Source organism: Burkholderia sp. WP9, assembly GCF_900104795.1.
Lineage (GTDB): Bacteria > Pseudomonadota > Gammaproteobacteria > Burkholderiales > Burkholderiaceae > Paraburkholderia.
In genome coordinates this window covers 487,681-510,781 of record NZ_FNTG01000001.1, presented here as the reverse complement: position 1 = coordinate 510,781, position 23,101 = coordinate 487,681, and the positions used below count along the sequence as shown (strand labels likewise).

The window sequence follows — 23,101 nt, the reverse complement described above, 5'->3', positions numbered from 1 at the left end:
TTATCCGTGCCGCGACCGCGTGCCGGCGCCACGTGAGCCGCCACCTCAGCCGCCCGCGAGACGTCCGCGAGGCGGAGCAGGCATGGCGCCCCGCCCCGCTAGTCGCGGCGATCAGCGCTGCATCGACTCCCACACCTTATGAAGGCGCTTCACCGACACCGGCATCGGCGTGCGCAATTCCTGAGCAAACAGGGAGATGCGCAACTCCTCCAACAGCCAGCGGAATTCCGACAGACGCGGATCCAGCACGCCGCCACGCTGCGCCACCGCGCGCTGATAGTTCTGCAACAGCGGCTGGAACTCGGCGAACTGACGGGCGTCGCGCGCGGGGTCCGCTTTCAGCTTGTCGATGCGCAGCGCAATCCCTTTCAGGTAGCGCGGGAAATGCGCCAGTTGCGTGTACGGCGTATCGACCACGAAGCGCTTGCCGATCAGTCCGTCGAGCTGATTGTGCAGGTCCGCATGCGCCGCCGTGAACGACTTCGCCTGCACCAGCTTCTTGGTCACCGTCGCGTATTCGCCGAGAATCTGTCCGACCAGCCGGGCAATTTCCTGAGCCAGCAATGTCAGGCGGCTGCGGCCCTCGTCACGGCGCGTGTGGAAAGTGACGTCGTCGTCGGGCAACGGGTCTTGCAGGCAGGCACGGTCGAGCGCGGTGTCGATCAACTGATCGCGCAACTCTTCCTGGGTGCCGCGCGGCATGAACTGCATCGCCATTTCGCGCAAGCCCGGCAGATTCTTTTCCAGATACTTGATCGGTTCCTTCAACTGCAACGCGAACAACCGGCGCAATCCCGCGCGATGGATCCGCGCGGCTTCGTCGGGTGAATCGAACACTTCCACGTCGCAATGCGTGGCGCGATCCACCAGCGCCGGATAGCCGAATAGCGTCTGGCCGCCGCGACGGATTTCAAGCAGCTCGGGGAGCTTGCCGAAGTTCCAGGTCGTCAGCTTTTCATACAGCGCCGTGCCCTGCGCACCGTCTTGCGGCGCGGTCTGCGGACCCGACGCCGGAGCGCCCTTGCCGCGCTGCGCCGCGGCGTTTGCCAGGCCAGACGCTTGCGACGGCGTCGCGACACTGCCGCCGCCCGCGTCCGCCAACGCCGCGCCCGCCGCGCTCGAAGCGATCTTCTGGAAATGCTGCTGCGCCTGGCCGCCGAGTTCGGCGCGCAGTTGCGACAGATTGCGGCCCATCGAGAGCTGACGCCCATGCTCGTCGACGACCTTGAAGTTCATGAACAGATGCGGCGGCAAGGTCTCCAGCTTGAAGTCCGATTGCTTCATCGCGACCTGGGTCTGCTCGCGAATATCGGCGATCAGGGACTCGAGCAAGCCGCCCGCGCCGAAGCGCGGACCACTATGCCGTTCGACGAAGCCCGCCGCGAACTCAGGCAGCGGCACGCAATGACGGCGCAGTTTCTGCGGCAGGGATTTCAGCAGCAGCTGCGCCTTCTCCTTCAGCATGCCGGGCACGAGCCATTCGCAGCGGCGCGCGTCGACCTGGTTCAGCGCATACAGCGGCACGGCGAGCGTGACGCCGTCGCGCGGCGAACCCGGTTCGAAGTGATAGGTGAGCGCCATCTCGACGCCCGCCATCGTCATCCGTTTCGGGAACAGGTCGGTGGTCACGCCGGCGGCTTCGTGCCGCATCAGATCGTCGCGAGACAGGTACAGCAGGCGCAACTTGTCTTCCGGCTGACCGCTCTTTTTCACCTCGTCGCGATACCAGCGCTCGAACGACGCGCCGGTGTAGATGCCCTTCGGCAGCGCCTGATCGTAGTAGGCAAAAATCAGCTCGTCGTCGACCAGCACGTCCTGACGGCGCGACTTGTGTTCGAGCTGCTCGATATCGGCGAGCAGCTTGCGGTTGTGCGCGAAGAACGCGAGCTTTGTATCGAACTCGCCTTCCACCAGCGCGCCGCGAATGAATAGTTCGCGGGCGCGTGCCGGATCCTGTTTGCCGAAGCTCACGCGCCGCCGGTGATAGATCGGCAGGCCATACAGCACCGCGCGCTCGAATGCCGAGACCTGCGCCGCGCGCTTTTCCCAATGCGGCTCGGAAAGCGACTTCTTCAACAGATGCGAGCCGATCTTCTCGATCCACTCCGGCTCGATCTTCGCGATGCAACGCGCGTACAGCCGGCTCGTCTCGACCAGTTCGGCGGCCATCACCCACTTGCCGGCTTTCTTCACCAGCGCCGAGCCCGGCCACAGATAAAACTTGATGCTGCGCGCGCCGAGGTAATACGGTTCGTCGTCGGCTTTCAGGCCGATGTTGCCGAGCAAACCGGTCAGCAGCGCGAGATGGATCTGCTCGAAGGTCGCTTCCGCTTCGTTCAAGCGCCAGCCGTGCTCACGCACCACTGTGAGCAGTTGCGAGTGCACATCGCGCCACTCGCGAAGACGCAGCTGCGACAGGAAGTTCTTGCGGCACTCCTCGTGCAACTGTTTGTTCGACTTCTTGTGCGCGATCGCTTCTTCGAACCAGTTCCAGATTTTCAGCCATTGCAGGAATTCCGAACGCTCGTCGGCGAACCGGCGATGCGCCTGATCGGCCTGCTCCTGCGCTTCGATCGGCCGGTCGCGCGGATCCTGCACGGACAAGGCGCTGGCGATGATCAACACTTCCTTCAGCGCCTGCTGGTCGCGGGCGGCCAGAATCATCCGGCCGACGCGCGGGTCGAGCGGCAAGCGCGCGAGTTCGCGGCCGAGCGGCGTGAGCTGGTTGTCGTCGTCGACGGCGCCGAGTTCGTTGAGCAGCTGATAACCGTCGGCGATGGCACGGCCCGGCGGCGGTTCGATGAACGGGAACGTCTCGATCGCCGTCAGATGCAGCGACTTCATCCGCAGAATCACCGAGGCCAGAGACGAGCGCAGAATTTCCGGATCCGTGAAACGCACGCGGCCCTGGTAGTCGCTTTCTTCGTACAGGCGAATGCAGATGCCGTCGGCGACCCGGCCGCAACGCCCGGCCCGCTGATTGGCGGCGGCCTGCGAGATCGACTCGACCTGCAACTGCTCGACCTTGTTGCGATACGAGTAGCGCTTCACCCGCGCGAGCCCGGTGTCGACCACGTAGCGAATGCCCGGCACCGTCAGCGAGGTTTCGGCGACGTTGGTGGCCAGCACGATACGCCGCGCGTTCGACGTGCGGAACACGCGCTCCTGTTCGGCCGCGGAAAGACGGGCGAACAGCGGCAGAATTTCTGTATGCGGCGGATGGTGCTTGCGCAGCGCCTCGGCGGCGTCGCGAATTTCGCGCTCGCCGGGCAGGAACACGAGCACGTCGCCCGGACCTTCGCGGCAGAGTTCGTCGACGGCGTCGACGATGGCTTCCATCAGATCGCGATCGGTTTCGCGCTGGGTTTTCGGCCGCTCGCCTCGCGAGGCGGAAGACGGCGCGCTGCCTTCCGCGGCTTTCACGGCGGGGCTGTCTTCCGCGACGGGGCGGTAGCGCACCTCGACCGGATAAAGCCGCCCGCTCACCTCGATCACCGGCGCGGGCTTCTCTTCGCTGCCGAAGTGGCGCGCGAAACGGTCCGCGTCGATCGTCGCCGAGGTCACGATCAGCTTCAGATCGGGACGCTTGACGAGGATTTCCTTCAGATAGCCGAGCAGAAAGTCGATGTTCAGGCTGCGCTCGTGCGCCTCGTCGATGATCAGCGTGTCATACGCTTTCAGCAACGGATCGGTCTGCGTTTCGGCGAGCAGGATACCGTCGGTCATCAGCTTGACGGAGGCGCCCGGCGACAGATTGTCGGTAAAGCGCACCTTGTAGCCGACCACCTCGCCGAACGGCGTGCCGAGTTCTTCGGCGATGCGGCGGCCCGTCGCCGAAGCGGCGATCCGGCGCGGCTGCGTGTGGCCGATCAGACCGGAGCCGCCCGCACCGAGCCCGCGGCCGAGTTCGAGGCAGATCTTCGGCAGCTGGGTGGTTTTGCCGGAGCCGGTCTCGCCGCAGACGATCACGACCTGATTCTGTGCGATCGCCTTGGCGATTTCCTCACGGCGGCCCGATACGGGCAACGCTTCCGGATAGGTGATCGGCGGAATCGGATTGGGCTCGACGACACGCGCTGCGCGCGCGGCGCGGGGCGGCGCTTGCTCGCGGCGCGACCCGCCGTCTCGCGAGTCCGCTTGACGTGGCTGATCGCCACGAGCGGCGCTTTTCTGCTGGTTCGCGCCAGACGCGCTCTGCTGCCGCGCACGCCCGGGGTTGTGGTCTGACCTTCGGCCTTCCCTGCCCTCACGCGGCTGCGGCTCGCCACTTCCAGTGGGTTTTGCCACCTCGCCACTTTCATGATTGCGGGCTTCGCGGCGCGGATGATTTCTCTGCGCTGACGCTTGCGCATTTTCTGCGGCGCGCCGCGGCTCGCGCGCCGTGTGCGGCGCGTTCGGTTGAGCGTCCGGTGCTGTGCGGCGTGCGGCGTCGCCGGCCTTCGGTTGATCGGCGGCCGGCGCCGGATTCTCGTTCGCCGCAGCGGGACTTTTGGGTACATTCGACATGGGGGCGCATTATAATCCCCGGCATGAATTCCCAAACCGACCTCGTCCCCGCGCCCGCGAGCGCTCCGGCCCCCGCCGGAGCAACGGAAAACCTCGCACAGCACGCGCAATTCGTCGACTGGATGCGCTCAGTCGCCCCTTACATCCATGCATTCCGTAACAAGACGTTTGTTGTCGGTTTCGGCGGCGAGGTGGTGCATCAGGGGCTCCTGAATGCGCTCGTGTCCGATATCGCGCTGCTGCAGGCCATGGGCATCCAGATCGTACTGGTGCATGGCTCGCGGCCGCAGGTCGAAGAGCAGATGAGCCTGCACGGCGTGGAGTCCGAGTTTTCGCACGGCATGCGCATTACCGACGCGCGCGCATTGGAGTCCGCAAAAGAGGCGGCAGGCGAAGTGCGTCTGGATATCGAGGCCGCGATCAGCCAGGGTCTGCCGAATACGCCCATGGCGCACGCGCACATCAGCGTGGTGTCGGGCAACTTCGTGACGGCGCGGCCGGTCGGCATTCTGGACGGTGTCGATTTCGCCCACACCGGTGTGGTGCGCAAGATCGACGCCGATTCGATCCGTCACTCGCTCGCGAGCCGCAAGCTGGTGCTGCTCTCGCCGCTCGGCTTCTCGCCCACCGGCGAGGCCTTCAATCTGGCCATGGAAGACGTCGCGTCCGCCGCGGCGATCGCGCTGCGCGCCGACAAGATCGTGTTTCTGACCGAGACGCCGGGCCTGATGGAAGCCGGCGAAGACGGCCCCGTACTGGTGCGCGAACTCTCGCTCGACGACGCCTACAAGCTGCATGAAAGCGGCGAGGTCACCGGCGACGCCGGCTTCTATCTGAAGCACTCGATTCGCGCCTGTCGCGGCGGCGTGGCGCGGGCGCACATCATCCCTTACGCGCTCGACGGCAGCCTGCTGCTCGAACTGTTCCTGCATGACGGCGTGGGCACGATGATCTCGTACGAGAATCTGGAAAGCCTGCGCGAAGCCACGCCGGACGACGTCGGCGGCATTCTCGCGCTGATCGAGCCGCTCGAATCGGACGGCACGCTGGTGCGGCGCGGCCGTCATCAGATCGAGCGCGACATCGACCATTTCTCGGTGATCGAGCACGATGGCGTGCTGTTCGGCTGCGCGGCGTTGTATCCGTACACGTCAGAGCGCATCGGCGAAATGGCGTGCCTCACGGTCTCGCCCGAAGCGCAAGGCACCGGCGACGGCGAGCGCCTGTTGAAGCGCATCGAGCAGCGCGCGCGGGCGCGCGGCCTGACGCGCATTTTCGTGCTCACCACGCGTACCGAGCACTGGTTCCTCAAGCGCGGTTTCGTCAAGGTCACCGTCGACGATTTGCCGGAAGACCGCCGCAGACTCTATAACTGGCAGCGCAAGTCGCTCGTGCTGATGAAACAGCTCTGAGCGGCCCTATATAGCAACTGCCTGTCCCGGCATCGACACATCAACCCATTTTTACGGGACCGGAGTCAGTGCTGAAGCACTCACCCGGTCGACAAAGGAGAAGCACAGCATGACTCGTATGGTTCAATGCGCGAAGCTCGGCAAGGAAGCCGAAGGCCTCGATTTCCCGCCGCTGCCGGGCGAACTCGGCAAGCGGATCTACGAAAGCATTTCGAAGGAAGCCTGGCAGGCCTGGTTGAAGCAGCAAACCATGCTGATCAACGAAAACCGCCTGAACATGGCTGATCCGCGCGCACGCCAATACCTGATGAAGCAGACCGAAAAGTTCTTTTTCGGCGAAGGCGCGGATACAGCGCAAGGTTACGTGCCGCCTTCGGCCTAATCGCGCTCTTTCGCGCTTCAGGCCGCATCACCGAAATCCGCGCCACGGGCGCGGATTTTTTTCGTCCGCGCCGCTGCAAATCTGCTCCATCACGCAACGTTTGTTTGATCGCTCGAACGAAGCGGCAAAATTCTCCAAACGGTACATTTCAGGCCATTTTTAAGCCGCTTCTTCAGACCGCCAGGATCCGCGCAATCCCCCGCCCCGCAAGGGATTGAATGCCCCCACCGAGGTCCCTCGCGGACACCCGGTTTGCACGATCCTCCGTTATCGTGCTATTATGTGCATCGTTCCAACAGCATTTCACCTTCATTCACGTTCTCTTCAATCTGGCGCGCAGTGCGTACATAGTGCGCATGGCAATGTGTTGCCACTCCGAATTGAACAGTTTTTATACAAGAAGGCTTGTCGGTCGTTTCCCGTCCCATGCCTCGGCATGAGCGGCGAATACAGCACCGGCCTTTTTCGTTTCAAGCCTTCCAGCGGCGCGTGGGCCAGCTTTCAGCCACCCAGCGTCCTCATGCATCTGCCCCCCTTCCACGGCCACGCAGGTGCAACAGTCAGCACAATCTAGACGAGTGTTTTTTCGCGACCTGTCTCGCGAGGCACGGGCGTTGTGTTTTTTTCGCGCCCAACTCTGTTGCCCTTCGACGGTGACGAAGACGCCTTTCGCCTTGCTCGCGACACTTCACTTCCCAGCAACCGTGGCGGAACGTTCATGCGCATCATGAGTTTCGTCGCAGTCATTGGAGTTTTCACCTTGACCGCTTCCAGCAACGGCTTCTGGCGACATCACAAAGAAGAACAACGCCTCTCTCTGGACGACATCACCGTCGTCGACAAATCTCTCCTCAAGCGGGCCGTCGGCGCCATGGCGCTCGGCAACGCGATGGAATGGTTCGATTTCGGCGTGTACAGCTATATCGCTGTCACGCTCGGCAAAGTGTTCTTTCCGTCGGCGAGCCCCGCGGCGCAGTTGATCGCCACCTTCGGCACGTTCGCCGCGGCGTTCCTCGTGCGGCCGGTCGGCGGCATGGTGTTCGGGCCGCTCGGCGATCGCATCGGCCGACAACGCGTGCTGGCGATGACCATGATCATGATGGCACTCGGCACCTTCGCGATCGGCCTGATCCCCAGCTACACGAGTATCGGCATTTTCGCGCCGGTGCTGCTCTTGGTGGCGCGTCTGGTGCAAGGCTTCTCGACCGGCGGCGAGTACGGCGGCGCGGCGACCTTCATCGCCGAATTCTCGACGGACAAGCGCCGCGGCTTCATGGGCAGCTTCCTCGAGTTCGGCACGCTGATCGGCTACGTGCTCGGCGCGGGCACGGTGGCCGTGCTGACCGCGACGCTCTCCAACGAGGCGCTGCTCTCATGGGGCTGGCGTGTGCCGTTCCTGATCGCGGGTCCGCTGGGTCTGGTGGGTCTGTACATCCGGATGAAGCTCGAAGAAACGCCTGCGTTCAAGAAGCAGGCGGAACAACGCGAAGCCGAAGACAAGGCGCTGCCCAAGCAGTCGTTTCGCGAATTGCTCATGCAGCAATGGAAGCCGCTTCTGCTGTGCGTTGGCCTCGTGCTGATCTTCAACGTCACTGATTACATGGCGCTTTCGTATCTGCCGAGCTATCTGTCGGCCACGCTGCACTTCAACGAAACGCATGGCCTGTTCCTCGTGCTGCTCGTCATGGTGCTGATGATGCCGATGACGCTCGCCGCCGGCCGCCTGTCCGACACGATCGGCCGCAAGCCGGTCATGCTGTTCGGTTGCGTGGGTCTGTTCGCGCTGTCGATTCCCGCCCTGCTGCTGATCCGCATGGGCACGGTGCTGCCGGTGTTCGGCGGCCTGATGATTCTCGGCGTGCTGCTGTCGTGCTTTACCGGCGTGATGCCGTCGGCGCTGCCGGCGCTGTTCCCGACCAGGATCCGCTACGGCGCGCTCGCGATCGGCTTCAATGTTTCGGTGTCGCTGTTCGGCGGGACGACGCCGCTCGTTACGGCGTGGCTGGTGAACAGCACCGGCAATCTGATGATGCCCGCGTACTATCTGATGGGCGCTTCGCTGATCGGTGTCGTCTCGGTGCTCGCGCTGCGCGAGACCGCCCGTAAGCCGCTGCTCGGCTCGGGCCCGTGCGTGGCGACGCGTGCGGAAGCGCATGCCGTGCTGCGTGGCGAGCGTGAAGCCGCGGAGATCGACGAAGGCTATGCGGCAACCGCCACGGCGCGTGCCTGAGCACGCGGTGCGCCCCGGTTAGCGCAAACTGAGTTGTGAGAACGGGCCGGCAAATCTTTGCCGGCCCGTTTTTTATGGCACCAGCGAATCGAAGCTCGCGCTTGCGCTCGCCCCTTCGACGATCAGGATTGCGGCCGAAACCGGCAGTTTGAAACGCCGTGGCCCGGCGCTGCCCGGATTGACGAACAGCACGCCGTCGCGCTCGCTGATCGACGGTTTGTGCGAATGGCCCGTCACCACCACGCCGATTCCCCGGCTGCGCGGATCGGCACCCACATCGGCGATGTCGTGCACGACGAGAATCGCCACCTGCTGCACGGTGAGCGTGACGTGAGTCGGCAGCGACACGGCCCAGCCGCCGGTGTCGTTGTTGCCGCGCACGGCCGTGACCGGCGCAATTTGCGTTAGCGCTTCGAGCACGGCCGGGTTGCAGATATCGCCCGCGTGGATGATCGCGTCGCAACCGGCAAGATAGTGCAATGCCTCCGGGCGTACGAGGTTGTGCGTATCGGAAATCAGGCCGATTCTTGTGCGGGTGGAGGGTCGATCGCGCGAAGTCATGTTGGCAGTATCGGGCAAATGGGTGAGACGTGTGCGCGGTCGTTTTGCTCATGCGGAGGTGGGCCTTGAACCGCTCCGAACGCAACGAGCGGCTAAGAACTGCGATGACCCGCCGCAAGTCTCGGCGAACCCTCGCGCTCAATCCGCCGCCTGCCGCTCCACGATCTCACGCGCCGCAACCTGCGCCGGCCGCGTCGCGTTGAGCATCCGCCTCGTCGCGCCATGCACGAGGATCGAAACCACCGCCGCGCACAGAAAGCTCAGCCACACGCCGTACCGCGGCAGCATGCTCGCGGTCACGGCGAAGAATGTCGCGAACGACGCACGGCCGATTACCATGCCGCGCATCAGCAACGCGACGAAGTCCGCGCCGTGCGCGCGCTGCGCCGAGACCGCGAGCACGATGCCGAGCAAAGGAAACACTGAGAGCAGTCCGCTCCATGTCGCGCCCATCGACGCGGACAGGGTGGTCACCGCGACCGTCAGCAGCGCGCCGGCGAGCATGCGCACAGCGAGGTCGCCGAGTCCGAGGCGCGCCGCCGGTACGTGACCGTTCACGCGCGGCAAGCCGCTTTGCGACACCGCCACGGCCACGCAGGCCGCCACCGCCGCGCATGCGAGGCCGGCGGGAAGCTGCGTCAGCAAACTTGCCACGCCGACCCAACCCACCATCCCGACAACCAGCGCGAGGGGCCACGCAAAGCGCCGGCAGGTCCACGCGTAGGCGAAATTGAACGCTTCCGACGCGGCGATCGCCGCAATCGAGGCCGCCGACGCCTGCGCCGCGAACGTCGAGCCGCGCTCCAGCGCAAGCAGCAAAACGATCGGCCCGGCAACGACCGGCAGCCCCGCGAGCCACCCCGCCACCGTCGGCCCCCATATGCGTCCCGCCACCGTCAGCGCGGCGAGAAACGCGGGCACCAGCACGAGTTTGAGCGCGAGCAGCATGCCTATGCTTCCTGCTTGTAGTCGATGCTTCCAGATAAGCAGGGCAAGCTAATTCCCATCACGACATTCCCTCTCAAAGACAATCGCCTGCTCATGCGAGTCGGCAGCACAGGCTCGTTCCCGGCGAATAACGGTGCCGCCGCTTATCCGCCAGCGCAACGCCGTTGGATACCCGGCCACCCGAAACGACGATCCCGCTACTGGCGTCACGTCGAGTTCCTCGGTGCCTGGATCATCTTCCAGCCATTGCCGGCAGGGTCGCGAAAACCGGCATCGACGCTGCCGAAGCGGTCCACCGGCTCCTGGGTGAATTCCACGCCGCGCGCTTTCAGGCGGGCGTAGCTCGCACGGCAGTCGTCCACGGAGAGAACCAGAGGCGGCATCGCCCCTTTGGCGACCATGGCGCGCAAGGTTTGCGCGGTGGCTTCGTCGTGGATGGGCGGGCCGGGTGTGAACAGCCCGAGCTGAAACGCGGGCTGATCGGGATGCTGGACCGTGAGCCAGCGATAAGCGCCGTTGCGCACGTCCGTGTGGACACGAAATCCGAGCTTGTCGACGTAGAAAGTGAGCGCTTCGTCCTGGTTGTCGACGTACAGGCCCACCACATTGATACCCTCGTTCATGACACCTCCCTGGTTGATGGCCAGACTGTATCGTCGGCCGCGCGGCGGCGCTTCTCCGAAACTGCGGTGGTGAGATCGGGGCGCTGCGCGGCCTTCGCCACGCAGGCGGGCATGAGCTCGAGTCGCGGCATGTTGGCCTGGCTCTCGACGCGCATGGCGCTGGGGCTTTTCCCGGTGATGTCGTGGAAGATTCTGCCGAAGGTCCCCAGGCTCTCCCAGCCGGTGGCAAAGGCAATTTCCGTGATGCTGAGCCCGGTGTCGCGCAACAGGGTGACGGCCTGCTCGATGCGGCGCGTCAGCAGGTAGCGGTGCGGCGGGACCCCGAAGGCCCGTTTGAAGGAGCGCGCGAAATGAGCTTCAGTGACGCCGCTCACCTCGGCAAGGCGCTTGACGGGCCAAGCCTCGTGCGACGCGGCGTCCATGCGGTCCTTGGCGCGCAGCAGCCGGCGCAGCAGGACCGGATCTTGCAACGCGTCAGCGCCGCCCGGTGCGGGGGACGAGGCAAGCGGCCGGGCGCGAGGGTCTTTGCGAGGAGGCATGAGTCCGGGAGGGCTGACGGAATGCGTAGTTTAGGCTCGCGCGAGCGCTTCGTGGGCGCGAACTTGGGCGCGTGCAGAAGTGCTGGAGCCACGGCGTCGGCTGCATTCGGGCAGGAAGCGGCGGCGCATCGCCATGCCGAGTCGGCCACGTGATGCTTGATGCACTTCGCCGCCTACAACCTACAATTTGAACGCGCGCCCCTCCTTGTGCGGTACGGTTGCATAAATTGAAAGACGGCAGTTGAAAGACGGCGGGCACCGCACCTTCGCGGCATCCGCGGCCCTGTCGGAATCAAACCGGGCCGCCTGCGGATCGCGGGCCGTCCAACATTGGGGTAACGCAGGTGTTGGCGTGACTGTTTTACCGCCTTGTACGAGCGCGGCGCACCGGCCGGATGCCGCGCTTGCGTTCGCGTCGGCGTATGAGCGCTGCGGGCATCGCGTAACAGGCGATGCAAGCAGCACCTTAAGAAAAAGATTGAGGTCACCATGTACAGACAATCGACATCGCCGGGTTTCATCGCCGTCATCACGTTGCTGTTCACTGCGCTCACCGCGCTCTATCTGCTGATAGGCGGGGCATGGCTGCTCTCGCTCGGCGGCTCCGCGTATTACGTCGTGACCGGCATCGTGCTGCTCGGTGTGAGCTGGCTGCTGTACCGTCGCAGCGCCGCGGCGCTCGCGCTCTACGCGCTTGTGCTAGTCGGCACTGCGGTCTGGGCGCTGTGGGAGTCGGGCCCCGACTTCTGGGCGCTCGCGCCGCGCTCCGGCGTGCTCGTCGTGTTCGGCGTGTGGCTGTTGCTGCTCGTGAGCCGGCGCCTCGACGCGCCGCGCAAGCTCGGCGTGACGTCGCTCATCGGCGCGCTCGTGATCTGGGCCGGCGTGCTCGTCTATGCGAGCTTCAACGATCCGCAGACGCTCAACGGCACGCTGAGCGCGGCGGCCACGACGCCCGCGGCCAACCCGAACGGTATCGATCCGTCCGACTGGCCCGCGTATGGCCGCACCCAGGAAGGCACGCGCTATTCGCCGCTGCAGCAGATCACGCCCGAGAACGTCAAGAACCTGCAGGTGGCCTGGACCTTCCGCACCGGCGACATGAAAGGTCCGAACGACCCCGTCGAAATCACCAATGAAGTCACGCCGATCAAGATCGGCAATCTGCTGTATCTGTGCTCGCCCCACCAGATCCTGTTCGCGCTCGATGCAAAGACGGGCGAGCAGAAATGGAAGTTCGATCCGAAGCTGCGGGCCGACCCGTCGTTCCAGCACGTGACCTGCCGCGGCGTGTCGTATCTCGATCTCTCGGCAAGCGCCGCGACCGCGCAGCCCGCCACGCCCACGAGCGACGCCGCCGCGGCAGCCACGGTGGCGTCCACGGCCAATGGCGCGTGTACGCGCCGCATCTATCTGCCTGTCAACGACGGCCACCTGTACGCGCTCGATGCGCAGACGGGCGAGCGCTGCGCGGGCTTCGGCAACAACGGCGACCTCGATCTGCAACACGCGCAGCCGGTCAAGACGCCGGGCATGTACGAGCCGACCTCGCCACCGATCGTGACGAACACGGCAATCATCGTGGCGGGCGCGGTGGAAGACAACTTCTCGACGCGCGAGCCTTCCGGCGTGATCCGCGGCTTCGACGTGCGCACCGGCCAGTTGCTGTGGGCATTCGATCCGGGCGCGCAAGACCCGAACAAGATTCCGGGCGCGGGCGAAAACTACACCATCAATTCGCCGAACTCGTGGGCGCCCTCCGCCTACGACGCGAAACTCGACCTCATCTATTTGCCGATGGGCGTGACGACGCCGGACATCTGGGGTGGCAACCGCACGGCCTTGCAGGAGCGCTATGCGAGCGGCCTGCTGGCGCTGCATGCATCGACAGGCAAGCTGGCGTGGTTCTACCAGACCGCGCACCACGATCTGTGGGACATGGACCAGCCCTCGCAGCCCACGCTCGCCGATATCACCGGCAAGGACGGCAAGACGGTGCCCGTCGTGTATGCGCCCGCCAAGACCGGCAACCTGTTCGTGCTGGACCGCCGTACCGGCGCGCTGGTCGTGCCCGCGCCCGAAACGCCGGTGCCGCAGGGCGCCGCACCCGGCGATCATGTTTCGCCCACGCAGCCGTTTTCCGATCTCACGTTCCGTCCAAAGAACCTGCTCACCGACGCCGACATGTGGGGCGCGACGATGTTCGACCAGCTTGTATGCCGCGTGATGTTCCACAAGCTGCGGTATGAAGGCACGTTCACGCCGCCTTCGCTACAAGGCACGCTGGTGTTTCCAGGCAACCTCGGCATGTTCGAATGGGGCGGCATTGCCGTCGACACCGATCGTCAGCTCGCCATCGCCAATCCGATCGCCCTGCCCTTCGTCTCCCGTCTGATCCCGCGCGGCCCCGGCAATCCGACGGAGCCGGAACCGGGCGCAAAAGGCAGCGGCACGGAAGCGGGCATCCAGCCGCAATATGGCTTGCCGTACGGCGTGACGCTGAACCCGTTCCTCTCGCCGCTCGGTCTGCCATGCAAACAGCCGGCGTGGGGCTATATTTCGGCGATCGATCTGAAGACCAACGAGATCGTGTGGAAGAAGCGCATCGGCACAGTGCGCGACAGTTCGCCGATTCCGCTGCCGTTCAAGATGGGCATGCCGATGCTCGGCGGGCCGATCGTGACGGCGGGCGGCGTCGCGTTCATCGGTGCGACCGCGGACAACTATATCCGCGGGTTCGATGTCAACAACGGCAAGGAAGTCTGGCGCGCGCGTCTGCCCGCGGGCGGCCAGGCCACGCCGATGAGCTATTCGATCGATGGCCGCCAGTACATCCTGATCGCCGCGGGTGGCCACGGGTCGTTCGGCACCAAGCTTGGCGATTATGTGATCGCGTACGCGCTGCCGCAGTAGCACAGGAGGTCGGGCGCGGGTCAGAATCGCGATCCGCGCCCTTTGAAGAAGGCTTTTGGAACGCTACGGAGGATATCGTAAGGAGTCCATGATCCCCGCCAATCATCGCAAAATGGTCATTCGTGAAGACGCGTAACCTCACATCATGCCTTTGCGCTGACAGGCAAATATCTACCCGGCAAGAAAGCTTTAGTAAGCGCTTCGCCTTAAGGCTATCTAATCCCGTTTTGGCAACCGGGACTCGAGCTCTAACATGCGCAGCAAGGCTGCTTTGTCGTTTTGATATTAAGAGTGGGACAAGAAAGGAAACCAGAACATGAATCGTCGCGTACGCCAAATCCCGGTATCAGGAGCAAACGTGAGGTGGCTGCTGTTGATCGCCGCGCTCGCGGGAACCAGCGGATTGCAAGGTTGCTCGACTACGCTCGAAACGTTTGGATTAGGGGCTGGATTGGGCATCGGCGTAGGCGTGATTGGCGCTGTCGGCACGATCGCGTGCGCGATCGGTTGTGAGCGCAACCACGGGTTTTGACGGGTCTCGCGAGGATCCAACGCGAGCGGACCATGCCGAAGCATCCGGCAGGGCCGCTCTCCGAAGTACTCATCCAGGCGGTTAATGACCACGCCCTTCACCTGGCCGTTAGTGGACTATCGCATCACCTTCTGATCTTCTTTACTGGCTACGCGCAAGATTCCTCGCAACCTCCTCAACTGCCCGGATGTTCGGGGCGCTTCGCACCAGCAGATCGAGTGGACACCATGGATAAGGAAGTGAGCTTACCCATCCCAGGATCGAATCTCCGAGTTCACCTGGCAGCGTTTTCATCTCTTCAATGGTGATTTCAAGCTTCGCAACCAGTCCAGAATCATCTCGACTCAACCATGCGTAGCTCCCGAAACCCAAACGCACTGCGCCCGAAACTTTTTCCGTCATGCAAACGAGCCACTTGCAACTAAATGCGCTCGCGTGGTCCGGCGGAACCTCCATGCAAAAGGTATAGATATTTTCGTAACGTTGCGCGAACTGACTTACCAGCGTCTCCGATATGCCCTTCAGGCCTTTCACCGTTGAAGGAAACGATATCTCGTCAGTCTTGACCTCCATCACGAGCTCCGCATCGGCAGCGAATGCGCGGGACATGAGATGCGGGCGGTTGCCGTCCTTCGCAAGAAGGTAAGTTTCGATCGACTGCCGTAACAGGGTCATCCTGGATCCATGGAGCAAAGTTGTTTCGCGCCGAGTCTACGCGATGCTTCTGCCCGGATAGTGATGACCCTACGTTGCGCATGGACGCCGTGCTCGCGAAAATCAGGCGCCGCTCCCTCCAACCGTCTTCATACTCTTCCACTGACCTTGCTGAACCTGAAACAGCGTGTACGGCGGCTTGATCAGATCGCCGTAAGGGTCGAACGTGATCTGTCCCGTCACGCCCGTGACGCTGACCTTGGACAGACTATCGACGATCTTCGCGCGGTCCAGTGAATTCGCCGTGTGGATCGCCTTGAGCATGGCGAGCGCTGCGTCGTACGCAAACGGCGCATACAGTTCCACGTCCTGATTGAAGCGCGCCTTGTAGCGCTTGCCGAACTCCACGGCCGCGGGCAGCTTGTCGAGCGCGGGGCCCGGCTCCAGATCCTGCGTGCCGTCGCCCGCCGTACCCGCGATCTGCAGGAACGCATTGCTCTTCAACGCGCCCGCGCCGAACAGTTGAGCCGTCATGCCGAGCGAGCGCATCTGTTTGATCAGCATCGCCCCCTGTTCATCCAGGCCGCCGAAGAAAATCAGATCGACGTTCTTACTCTTCAGCGTCGTGAGGACGGCGCGAAAATCGACCGCCTTGTCGTTGGTGAACTCGCGATCGACGATGTTGCCGTTCGCTTCTTTCGCGCCTTTTTCGAATGCATCCGCCAGTCCTTGTCCGAACGCCGTGCGGTCGTCGATGATACCGATGCGCTTCGCCTTCATCTGCTCGACCACGAAGTGCCCCGCCACCACGCCGCCGATACCGTCGTGACCCATCGTGCGAAACACGTTCTTGTAGCCCTGCTTGGTCAATTGCGGATTGGTCGAACCGGGCGTAATCATCGCGACGTTAGCCTGGTGATACACCGTCGAGGCCGGAATGCTGCAACCCGAGTTGTAATGGCCGATCACGCCGACCACGCCGTCGTCGACCAGCTTCTGTGCCACCTGAATCGCCACGCGCGGATCGGCCTGGTCGTCCTGCACGTCGAGCACAAATTTCACCGGCTTACCATCGACAGTGGGATGCCGCGCGTTTTCTTCATCGAGCGCCAGTTGCGCGCCGTACTGCAGGTCTTTCCCCACGCGTGCAACGGGACCCGTCAACGGTCCGACAAAGCCGATCCTGACGACTTCAGGGTCGGCTGCCCACGCGAACGGTGCGTGCGCACCGATCAGACAAACGGTAAAACTCAACAGCCAATTGCGGCGATTCATGATGCGCTCCTTGCGAGTTGTCACGTCGCGCGTTATGTCGAATGAGCGGCTCGATGCGCGACGCGTCGAAACCGTCCTACGTAGAGGTGGATGAAACTAAAACCTGGTGCCACGATGTTCGCCGTTATGCCTTTCGCCCAGCGCCGAAACGCGTCGCCGCGTACGGCGCGAGATCGAGCGCAGGCGCGCGCCGTGCGACCAGATCCGCGACGATGCGCGCGCTTATGCCGGCGAGCGTCACCCCGAGATGCTGGTGACCGAATGCATAGATCACGCGTTCGCTCGCGCGTGAACGCGCGAGCACCGGCACGCCGTCCGGCAAGGTCGGGCGAAATCCGAGCCAACTGCTGTCGGGCGTAGTGAGCGCGGGCAACGCGCGTCTGGATGAAAACGTCAGCAAGTCGATCAGCGAGCGGTTGCGCGAGTCGCTAAAGCCGCCCAGTTCGACCGTTCCCGCAACGCGGATACCGTCGCTCATCGGCGTCATGTAAAAGCCTCGCTCGGCCCAGCCGACCGGCCGTGAAATCAGTTGCTGCGCGCCCGGATAACGCACGTGATAGCCACGCTCGGTGTCGAGCGGCACGCTGTCGCCGCATTGCCGCGCAAACTGCGCAGAACGCGCGCCCGTCGCGACGATCACATGGCCAAAGCGCCGCGTAACGCCGTCGGCTGTCACACTCGCGCCATCGGCCGCAGGCTGCACCGCGCTGACCGTCGATCGCTGCAGCGTCAGCCCTTGCGCCACGAGCTGCTCGTAAAGCGTTTGCAGGAAGCCTTGCGGATCGGAGAAATGCCAACTGTCGCTGAACAGCACGCCGCGCTCGAATATCGGCGCCAGCGACGGTTCGAGCGTGCGAATGTCGTTGGCGCCCAGCACGTCGAACGCGACGCCGAGTTGCTTGCGCAAACCGAGTGCGGGGCTCGCCGCGTCGAACGACGCCGCGCTCGAATAGAGATAGAGACACTCGCGCCGCCGTACAAAACGTGCCAGGCCGGCGTTTGCCAGCAACGGCGCGTAACCCTCCTGCGCTTGCGCGAGCAATGCAGCGAGTGCGCCGGCACTGGCCTTGTAATTGCGCGGCAGCGAACTCATCATGAAGCGCGCGAGCCATGGCACGAGGTGCGGCAGATACTGATAGCGCAGCCTGAATGGACTCTCGCCAGAAAACAGGTAGCGCGGCAAGTCGCGGAACACAGACGGGTTGTTCACCGGAATGCACGCGTAGTGAGCAAACGTTCCCGCGTTGCCGAACGACGCGCCCTGTCCGACGCCGGACGGATCGAACAGCGTGACCCGATGCCCGTCGCGCATCAACGACGCCGCGCTGGCGAGGCCGATGAATCCCGCTCCGACGATAGCGATCTCCGACATTACTTGCGCCCTTCCATCGCATACGACAGCCACGAAGACAAAACGCGCATTGCAACACTCCCACTGACAGATTCCTGGGCACTGCCCGGCGTCGTTGCTGCATGTCCGCCACCAGACAAACTCTGGCATCTAGAATCACACAATAAATTTTTGTGTGCAATCAAAAAACATATTGTGTGGTCATAGCATTTTCCCTGGAGGGTCCCAGGCATGCTCTTCGCCACCTGCCGGCGGTTCAGCGGGAAACTCGCGGAAGCCTCGCAGTCGCACGGGCGTGGTATAGAATCGCCACACCTCCGCACAATTGCGGACAAAGCCAGTTTGTATGGAGACAGTTGATCTTATGGCTTCTGGCAAAGACGCAACCCGCGCCGCCAACGGCACGCCGGATCCGGCGAAGCGCTCGACTTACATCGAGGTGTCCAGTTCGATCGAGAAGGACATCCGCAGCGGCATCTATCCGCCCGGCAGCCGACTGCCGCCGCAGCGGCAACTGGCGACTGCTCTGGGCATCAACGTATCGACGGTGTCGCGCGCGTACAAGGAATTGCAGTTGCGCGGGCTGGTGATCGGCAGCAAACGGCGCGGGTCGCTCGTGACGGGCGGGGCGATGCCGAGTGTCGAACCGGCGCAATCCGCGCAATCGGCAAGCAATGGCTTGATCGACCTCACCGTGAACCGGCCGGCGACGGGCGAATTTCTCGCGTGTCTGGCACGTACGTTGGCCGAGTTGCCGCGAGATCCGCGCTTTGCGCAATTGCAGGAATACCAGCCGCCGCAGGGCCCCGAATGGGCGCGCGCCGCCGGCGCCCGCTGGATGGCCGCGCCCGGCTTCACGCCGGACGCCGGCCAGGTGGTCGTGACGAGCGGCGCGCAGCACGGTTTGTATGCGGTGCTGAACAGCCTGATCGGCACGGACGGCGTGATCCTCGCCGACCGCCTCACCTACTATGGGTTGAAAGCGCTCGCGCCCGTGTTTCAGTTCGAGATCGTCGGCATTCCGAGCGACGGCGATGGACTGCTGACCGATGAAGTCGACGCCGCGTGCCGGCGCATGCCCGTGAAGGCGATCTTCACGGTGCCCAATCTGCAGAATCCGACTGTCACGACAATGAGTCTCGAACGCCGCATGGCGCTCGTGGATATCGCTCGCCGGCACGGCGTCGCGATCATCGAGGATGACGTGTATGGGCCGCTGGTATCGCAGCGTTTGCCGACGATCGCAAGTCTTTGTCCGGAACTGACTTTCCATATCGCGGCGACCTCGAAGATTCTCGCGCCTGGGCTGCGGCTCGGCTACCTGTCGAGTCCGCCGGACAGTTCGGCGCTGTGCGCGGAGGCCGTGCGCACGACCGCCTGGATGCCTGCGCCAATGTCGATGCTGATCGCGTCGATCTGGATCGAGGACGGCACTGCGCGCCACATCATGGACGCGCAACTCGCCGAGATTCGCGCGCGCCACGCGCTCGCACGGGAGTTGTTGCCGCAGGCGTTACTGCGCTCCGATCCGGCGTGCATGTTCGTCTGGCTCAAGTTGCCGCCGCCCTGGCGCGCCGATGATTTCGCCGCCAATGCAAAGGCGCGCGGGGTGGTGGTGATGCCTTCTTCGGCGTTCGCGGTGGATCGCTCGGAGATCGAGCACGGCGTGCGGATCAACCTTGCTTGCGCGTCGAGCCGCGATCAGCTTGTTAGTGCGTTGCGCTTGCTGGCTGGAACATTGAAGGATCGGCCGAGGGCGTTGTTCGGGACGATCTGAGGCGGGTCATCAATGCGAAGACACGTGAAAGCTTCGATGCGAATTCACAGCCGGCGTAGAATCCAAGCTGCATTCTCGACCGGGTAAAGTGGTTGTACACCCGACTCCGTATCAGTCTGACACGATCCCGGCCGCCGGCGGGTTGAAGCGCGAGACGCTCATTCCGCCGTGCACCGATCTTGCCGGGTGCACAAGGAGACATGACCATGGCAAAGCTCGTCGCGCTATACAAGACGCCGTCAAACACCGAGGCATTCGACGCACACTACTTCTCGAAACATGTGCCTCTGGCCAAGACGCTATCCGGACTTCAGCGCTATGAAGTGAGTACCGGGCCGGTCGCGACCCCGCAAGGCGGCTCCCCGTATCATCTCGCGGCAATCCTGAGTTTTGATTCGATGGAATCCCTGCAACAGGCACTCAGTTCACCTGAAGGTAGAGCGACAGCGGGCGATCTGGCCAATTTTGCACAAGCCGGTGTCGAGCTTCTCGTATTCGACACTAAAGACGTTTAAACACGGGCCGGTGAGCAGGCTGCGCGCGAAGCATCGCGGCCAGCATGAATTTTGGCAAAGCGCGGCGGTGGATGAGCACTGCCGTCGCTAGCTAACCGCAGGCGCCCTCGGGACGACGCTCGATTAGCAGGACTCGCCGTCCTCGCCGGATTATCCATCGCTGGCGATTCAAACACCGAACCACGCTGGCGGCTGTCATTCGACACTGGTCACTGCACGTCCGCCTATCCTTTGCCCAAGTCCGATGCGCTGCCATCGGCGATATCAAACCCCACCTTTCGGCCTGAATATGTATGTCAATTAAATGCCAAATAGTGGCATAACCAAGGTCAATTTGAACGGTTCGCCATTTTGTGCCAGGATATGTAATACATATCTAGCATGGAAAGAAGATGCTGAAGCTTCATGAGCCGATCGTGACGGAAATGATCGAGGCCATCGTGTCAGGGCGGCACGCGCCGGGCGCCTCCCTACCGAACGAGATCGATCTGGCCCAGGCGCGAGGGGTCAGCCGCACTGCAGCCCGTGAAGCCATGCAAAAGCTGCAGTCCCTCGGCCTGATCGAAGTGCGTCGACGCAAGGGGGCCAGCGTGCTGCCACGCAGCAACTGGAATCTGCTGGACCCGACCGTACTCGACGCGGCGATTGCATATGCTACGGACGTCGACTTTTTCCAGTCCCTCATCGAGGTACGCCTGCTGATTGAACCGCGTGCCGCGGAACTCGCCGCACAACGCGCGAACGATCGGGATCTCGAACGGATCGGAGCCGCACTCGCTTCAATGGAGGCCGAAGCCGAAGGAACGCGGGGTCCTGGTTGGCGGATTGCGGATCTGGCGTTCCACACCTCAATCATCGACGCAACGGGGAACTGGGTTTTGCGGCAACTGATCGTGACAATCGGAGCTGCGCTTGCCGCCGAGATCCGCGTGACGGGTCAGTACGCGGCGTCCCCTAAGGAATCCTTGCAACTGCACCGGAACGTCTTTGAAGCGATTCGCAGGCATCAGCCCACCGAGGCGCATGCCGCGATGACCTGGCTGCTCATCTCGACACAGCGCGAGCTTGACGCATTGAATCGCGACGGCAAATTCCTCCCGAGACAATAAGCGGCTAACTGAATATCAAACGGCACCCAACAAATGGATAGGGAGACGACATGCGCAAACTCCGCTCGCAAAGCTGGTTCGGCAGAAACGACAAGGATAGTTTCATACACCGTTCATGGATGAAGAACCAGGGCATTCCGCACGACGAATTCGACGGACGTCCGGTCATCGGCATCTGTAATACGTGGTCCGAACTGACGCCTTGCAATGCGCACTTTCGTGAGCTGGCGGAGTACGTGAAAAAGGGCGTGCATGAAGCGGGCGGCCTGCCGCTGGAATTCCCGGTGATGTCGCTCGGCGAATCGAATCTGCGGCCCACCGCAATGCTGTTTCGCAACCTCGCTTCCATGGATGTCGAGGAATCGATTCGCGGCAATCCGATGGACGGCGTGATCCTGCTGGTCGGCTGCGACAAGACCACGCCGGCCCTGCTGATGGGCGCGGCGTCGTGCAATCTACCCGCATTGGCGGTTTCCGGCGGACCGATGTTGAACGGCCGCTTTCGCGGCAAGAACATCGGCTCCGGCACGGGCGTATGGCAGATGTCCGAGGAAGTACGCGCCGGTACGATGACGCAGGAAGAATTCACCGAGGCCGAGTCGTGCATGAACCGCTCGCGCGGCCACTGCATGACGATGGGCACGGCGTCGACCATGGCCTCGATGGTCGAATCGCTCGGCATGGGCTTGCCGCACAACGCGGCGATTCCCGCCGTCGATGCGCGCCGTCAGGTGCTCGCGCATCTCGCGGGCCGGCGCATTGTCGACATGGTTCGCGAGGATCTGACGATGGACAAGATCCTCACGCGTCAGGCGTTTGAAAACGCGATCCGCACGAACGCCGCGATCGGCGGCTCGACCAATGCAGTCGTTCACCTTATCGCGCTCGCGAAGCGCATTGGCGTGGAGTTGTCGCTGGAGGATTGGGAGCTCGGTTCGAACGTGCCGTGTCTCGTGAATCTGCAACCGTCCGGCGAGTATCTGATGGAGGATTTTTACTACGCGGGCGGCTTGCCGGCCGTGTTGAAGCAACTCGGCGAACAGGGATTGCTGCATAAAGAAGCGCTGACCGTGAACGGCAAGACGCTCTGGGACAACGTGCGCAACGCGCCGAATCACGACGAGAAGGTCATCACGACGTTCGCCGAGCCGTTCAAGCCGAAGGCCGGCATTGCGGTGCTCAAGGGCAATCTGGCGCCGAATGGCGCGGTGATCAAACCGTCGGCGGCGACCGCGGCGTTGCTCAAGCATCGTGGCCGCGCGGTCGTGTTCGAGAACATCGAGGAGTTGCACGCGAAGATCGACGACGATTCGCTCGACATCGACGAGCATTGCATCATGGTGCTCAAGGGCGCGGGGCCGAAGGGTTATCCGGGCTTTGCGGAAGTCGGCAACATGCCGCTGCCCAAGAAGGTGCTGCAAAAAGGCATTACGGACATGGTGCGCATTTCGGATGGCCGCATGAGCGGCACGGCTTACGGTGCGGTGGTGCTGCACGTATCGCCGGAAGCGGCCGCGGGCGGCCCGCTCGCGTTCGTGCAAACCGGCGACATGATCGAGCTGGACGTCGAGGCAAGGCGCCTGCATCTGGACGTCACCGACGAGGAACTCGCGCTCCGGCGCGCAGCATGGCAGGCGCCGGAAGCGCCCAAACGCGGCTACTACAAACTCTACGTCGAACACGTGCTGCAAGCCGACCAGGGCGCGGATCTGGATTTCCTGGTGGGATCGAGCGGTGCGCCGGTGCCGCGCGACTCGCACTGATCCTGAACTGGCAG

General features: G+C 63.4%; 17 protein-coding genes. 9 read left to right on the top strand and 8 right to left on the bottom strand.

Features of this window, described 5'->3' with window-relative positions; genetic code table 11:
• Positions 1-111 precede the first annotated feature (111 nt).
• Positions 112-4,506: an ATP-dependent RNA helicase HrpA gene (hrpA, locus tag BLW71_RS02255; protein WP_091792854.1), complete on the bottom strand. Its 4,395-nt coding sequence runs from the start codon at positions 4,504-4,506 to the stop codon at positions 112-114.
• Between the two features lie 23 nt (positions 4,507-4,529).
• Between hrpA and argA the strand changes: the two genes are divergently transcribed.
• The 3 genes from argA (at position 4,530) to proP (ending at position 8,530) form a co-directional block, all read left to right on the top strand.
• Complete coding sequence (argA, locus tag BLW71_RS02250) at positions 4,530-5,918, top strand: amino-acid N-acetyltransferase (protein ID WP_091792853.1); 1,389 nt, start codon at positions 4,530-4,532, stop codon at positions 5,916-5,918.
• A 109-nt stretch (positions 5,919-6,027) separates the two neighbouring features.
• The gene (locus BLW71_RS02245) at positions 6,028-6,300 is read left to right on the top strand and encodes an oxidative damage protection protein (protein WP_007181244.1); all 273 of its coding nucleotides are present in this window, start codon (positions 6,028-6,030) and stop codon (positions 6,298-6,300) included.
• A gap of 727 nt (positions 6,301-7,027) precedes the next feature.
• A complete protein-coding gene (gene proP, locus BLW71_RS02240; RefSeq protein WP_286162033.1) occupies positions 7,028-8,530 on the top strand; it encodes a glycine betaine/L-proline transporter ProP in 1,503 nt (500 codons plus the stop codon).
• Between the two features lie 72 nt (positions 8,531-8,602).
• On the opposite strand, the gene BLW71_RS02235 is transcribed toward proP, so the two are convergent.
• The 4 genes from BLW71_RS02235 to BLW71_RS02220 all read right to left on the bottom strand — a co-directional run bounded on the left by BLW71_RS02235 (position 8,603) and on the right by BLW71_RS02220 (position 11,201).
• Complete coding sequence (locus BLW71_RS02235) at positions 8,603-9,091, bottom strand: metallophosphoesterase family protein (RefSeq protein WP_091792852.1); 489 nt, start codon at positions 9,089-9,091, stop codon at positions 8,603-8,605.
• Between the two features lie 138 nt (positions 9,092-9,229).
• Positions 9,230-10,039 (bottom strand): hypothetical protein, encoded by an 810-nt coding sequence (locus BLW71_RS02230; protein ID WP_177204953.1) that lies wholly within the window; start codon positions 10,037-10,039, stop codon positions 9,230-9,232.
• Between the two features lie 206 nt (positions 10,040-10,245).
• Positions 10,246-10,662: a VOC family protein gene (locus tag BLW71_RS02225; RefSeq protein WP_091792851.1), complete on the bottom strand. Its 417-nt coding sequence runs from the start codon at positions 10,660-10,662 to the stop codon at positions 10,246-10,248.
• Complete coding sequence (locus BLW71_RS02220; RefSeq protein ID WP_091792850.1) at positions 10,659-11,201, bottom strand: helix-turn-helix domain-containing protein; 543 nt, start codon at positions 11,199-11,201, stop codon at positions 10,659-10,661. Before BLW71_RS02220 ends, BLW71_RS02225 begins: the two co-directional genes overlap by 4 nt.
• Before the next feature lie 489 nt (positions 11,202-11,690).
• Between BLW71_RS02220 and BLW71_RS02215 the strand changes: the two genes are divergently transcribed.
• Together BLW71_RS02215 and BLW71_RS02210 are read left to right on the top strand one after the other, a co-directional pair.
• Positions 11,691-14,111: a glucose/quinate/shikimate family membrane-bound PQQ-dependent dehydrogenase gene (locus tag BLW71_RS02215; RefSeq protein ID WP_091792849.1), complete on the top strand. Its 2,421-nt coding sequence runs from the start codon at positions 11,691-11,693 to the stop codon at positions 14,109-14,111.
• Positions 14,112-14,469: 358 nt separating this feature from the next.
• Entirely contained in the window at positions 14,470-14,643 is a 174-nt protein-coding gene (locus BLW71_RS02210) for a hypothetical protein (RefSeq protein ID WP_286161915.1), read from the top strand.
• A gap of 141 nt (positions 14,644-14,784) precedes the next feature.
• Here BLW71_RS02210 and BLW71_RS02205 read toward each other — a convergent pair whose 3' ends face one another.
• The 3 genes from BLW71_RS02205 to BLW71_RS02195 form a co-directional block, all read right to left on the bottom strand.
• Positions 14,785-15,318 carry a hypothetical protein gene (locus BLW71_RS02205; RefSeq protein WP_091792847.1) on the bottom strand — a complete coding sequence of 178 codons (534 nt, stop codon included), beginning with the start codon at positions 15,316-15,318 and terminating at the stop codon, positions 14,785-14,787.
• A 102-nt stretch (positions 15,319-15,420) separates the two neighbouring features.
• Entirely contained in the window at positions 15,421-16,572 is a 1,152-nt protein-coding gene (locus BLW71_RS02200; protein ID WP_091792846.1) for a branched-chain amino acid ABC transporter substrate-binding protein, read from the bottom strand.
• 124 nt (positions 16,573-16,696) lie between these two features.
• A complete protein-coding gene (locus BLW71_RS02195; protein ID WP_091792845.1) occupies positions 16,697-17,944 on the bottom strand; it encodes an NAD(P)/FAD-dependent oxidoreductase in 1,248 nt (415 codons plus the stop codon).
• A gap of 343 nt (positions 17,945-18,287) precedes the next feature.
• Here BLW71_RS02195 and BLW71_RS02190 point away from each other — a divergent pair, with 343 nt between their 5' ends.
• From BLW71_RS02190 to BLW71_RS02175, 4 genes are all read left to right on the top strand, one after another.
• The gene (locus BLW71_RS02190; RefSeq protein WP_091792844.1) at positions 18,288-19,700 is read left to right on the top strand and encodes an aminotransferase-like domain-containing protein; all 1,413 of its coding nucleotides are present in this window, start codon (positions 18,288-18,290) and stop codon (positions 19,698-19,700) included.
• 206 nt (positions 19,701-19,906) lie between these two features.
• Positions 19,907-20,215: an EthD family reductase gene (locus tag BLW71_RS02185; RefSeq protein ID WP_091792843.1), complete on the top strand. Its 309-nt coding sequence runs from the start codon at positions 19,907-19,909 to the stop codon at positions 20,213-20,215.
• 392 nt (positions 20,216-20,607) lie between these two features.
• On the top strand, positions 20,608-21,324 hold the full coding sequence (locus tag BLW71_RS02180) for a FadR/GntR family transcriptional regulator (protein ID WP_091792842.1): 717 nt from the start codon (positions 20,608-20,610) through the stop codon (positions 21,322-21,324).
• Positions 21,325-21,374: 50 nt separating this feature from the next.
• Positions 21,375-23,087 carry an IlvD/Edd family dehydratase gene (locus tag BLW71_RS02175; RefSeq protein WP_091792841.1) on the top strand — a complete coding sequence of 571 codons (1,713 nt, stop codon included), beginning with the start codon at positions 21,375-21,377 and terminating at the stop codon, positions 23,085-23,087.
• The last annotated feature ends 14 nt before the right edge of the window (positions 23,088-23,101 follow it).

Excerpts from the sequence above, each read along its gene's own strand:
- BLW71_RS02185 (WP_091792843.1), top strand. The coding sequence starts at position 19,907 with ATGGCAAAGCTCGTCGCGCTATACAAGACGCCGTCAAACACCGAGGCA.
- hrpA (WP_091792854.1), bottom strand. The coding sequence starts at position 4,506 with ATGTCGAATGTACCCAAAAGTCCCGCTGCGGCGAACGAGAATCCGGCG.
- BLW71_RS02230 (WP_177204953.1), bottom strand. The coding sequence starts at position 10,039 with ATGCTGCTCGCGCTCAAACTCGTGCTGGTGCCCGCGTTTCTCGCCGCG.
- proP (WP_286162033.1), top strand. The coding sequence starts at position 7,028 with ATGAGTTTCGTCGCAGTCATTGGAGTTTTCACCTTGACCGCTTCCAGC.
- BLW71_RS02225 (WP_091792851.1), bottom strand. The coding sequence starts at position 10,662 with ATGAACGAGGGTATCAATGTGGTGGGCCTGTACGTCGACAACCAGGAC.
- argA (WP_091792853.1), top strand. The coding sequence starts at position 4,530 with ATGAATTCCCAAACCGACCTCGTCCCCGCGCCCGCGAGCGCTCCGGCC.
- BLW71_RS02205 (WP_091792847.1), bottom strand. The coding sequence starts at position 15,318 with ATGACCCTGTTACGGCAGTCGATCGAAACTTACCTTCTTGCGAAGGAC.
- BLW71_RS02200 (WP_091792846.1), bottom strand. The coding sequence starts at position 16,572 with ATGAATCGCCGCAATTGGCTGTTGAGTTTTACCGTTTGTCTGATCGGT.
- BLW71_RS02190 (WP_091792844.1), top strand. The coding sequence starts at position 18,288 with ATGGCTTCTGGCAAAGACGCAACCCGCGCCGCCAACGGCACGCCGGAT.
- BLW71_RS02215 (WP_091792849.1), top strand. The coding sequence starts at position 11,691 with ATGTACAGACAATCGACATCGCCGGGTTTCATCGCCGTCATCACGTTG.
- BLW71_RS02175 (WP_091792841.1), top strand. The coding sequence starts at position 21,375 with ATGCGCAAACTCCGCTCGCAAAGCTGGTTCGGCAGAAACGACAAGGAT.
- BLW71_RS02220 (WP_091792850.1), bottom strand. The coding sequence starts at position 11,201 with ATGCCTCCTCGCAAAGACCCTCGCGCCCGGCCGCTTGCCTCGTCCCCC.
- BLW71_RS02245 (WP_007181244.1), top strand. The coding sequence starts at position 6,028 with ATGACTCGTATGGTTCAATGCGCGAAGCTCGGCAAGGAAGCCGAAGGC.
- BLW71_RS02180 (WP_091792842.1), top strand. The coding sequence starts at position 20,608 with ATGCTGAAGCTTCATGAGCCGATCGTGACGGAAATGATCGAGGCCATC.
- BLW71_RS02195 (WP_091792845.1), bottom strand. The coding sequence starts at position 17,944 with ATGTCGGAGATCGCTATCGTCGGAGCGGGATTCATCGGCCTCGCCAGC.
- BLW71_RS02235 (WP_091792852.1), bottom strand. The coding sequence starts at position 9,091 with ATGACTTCGCGCGATCGACCCTCCACCCGCACAAGAATCGGCCTGATT.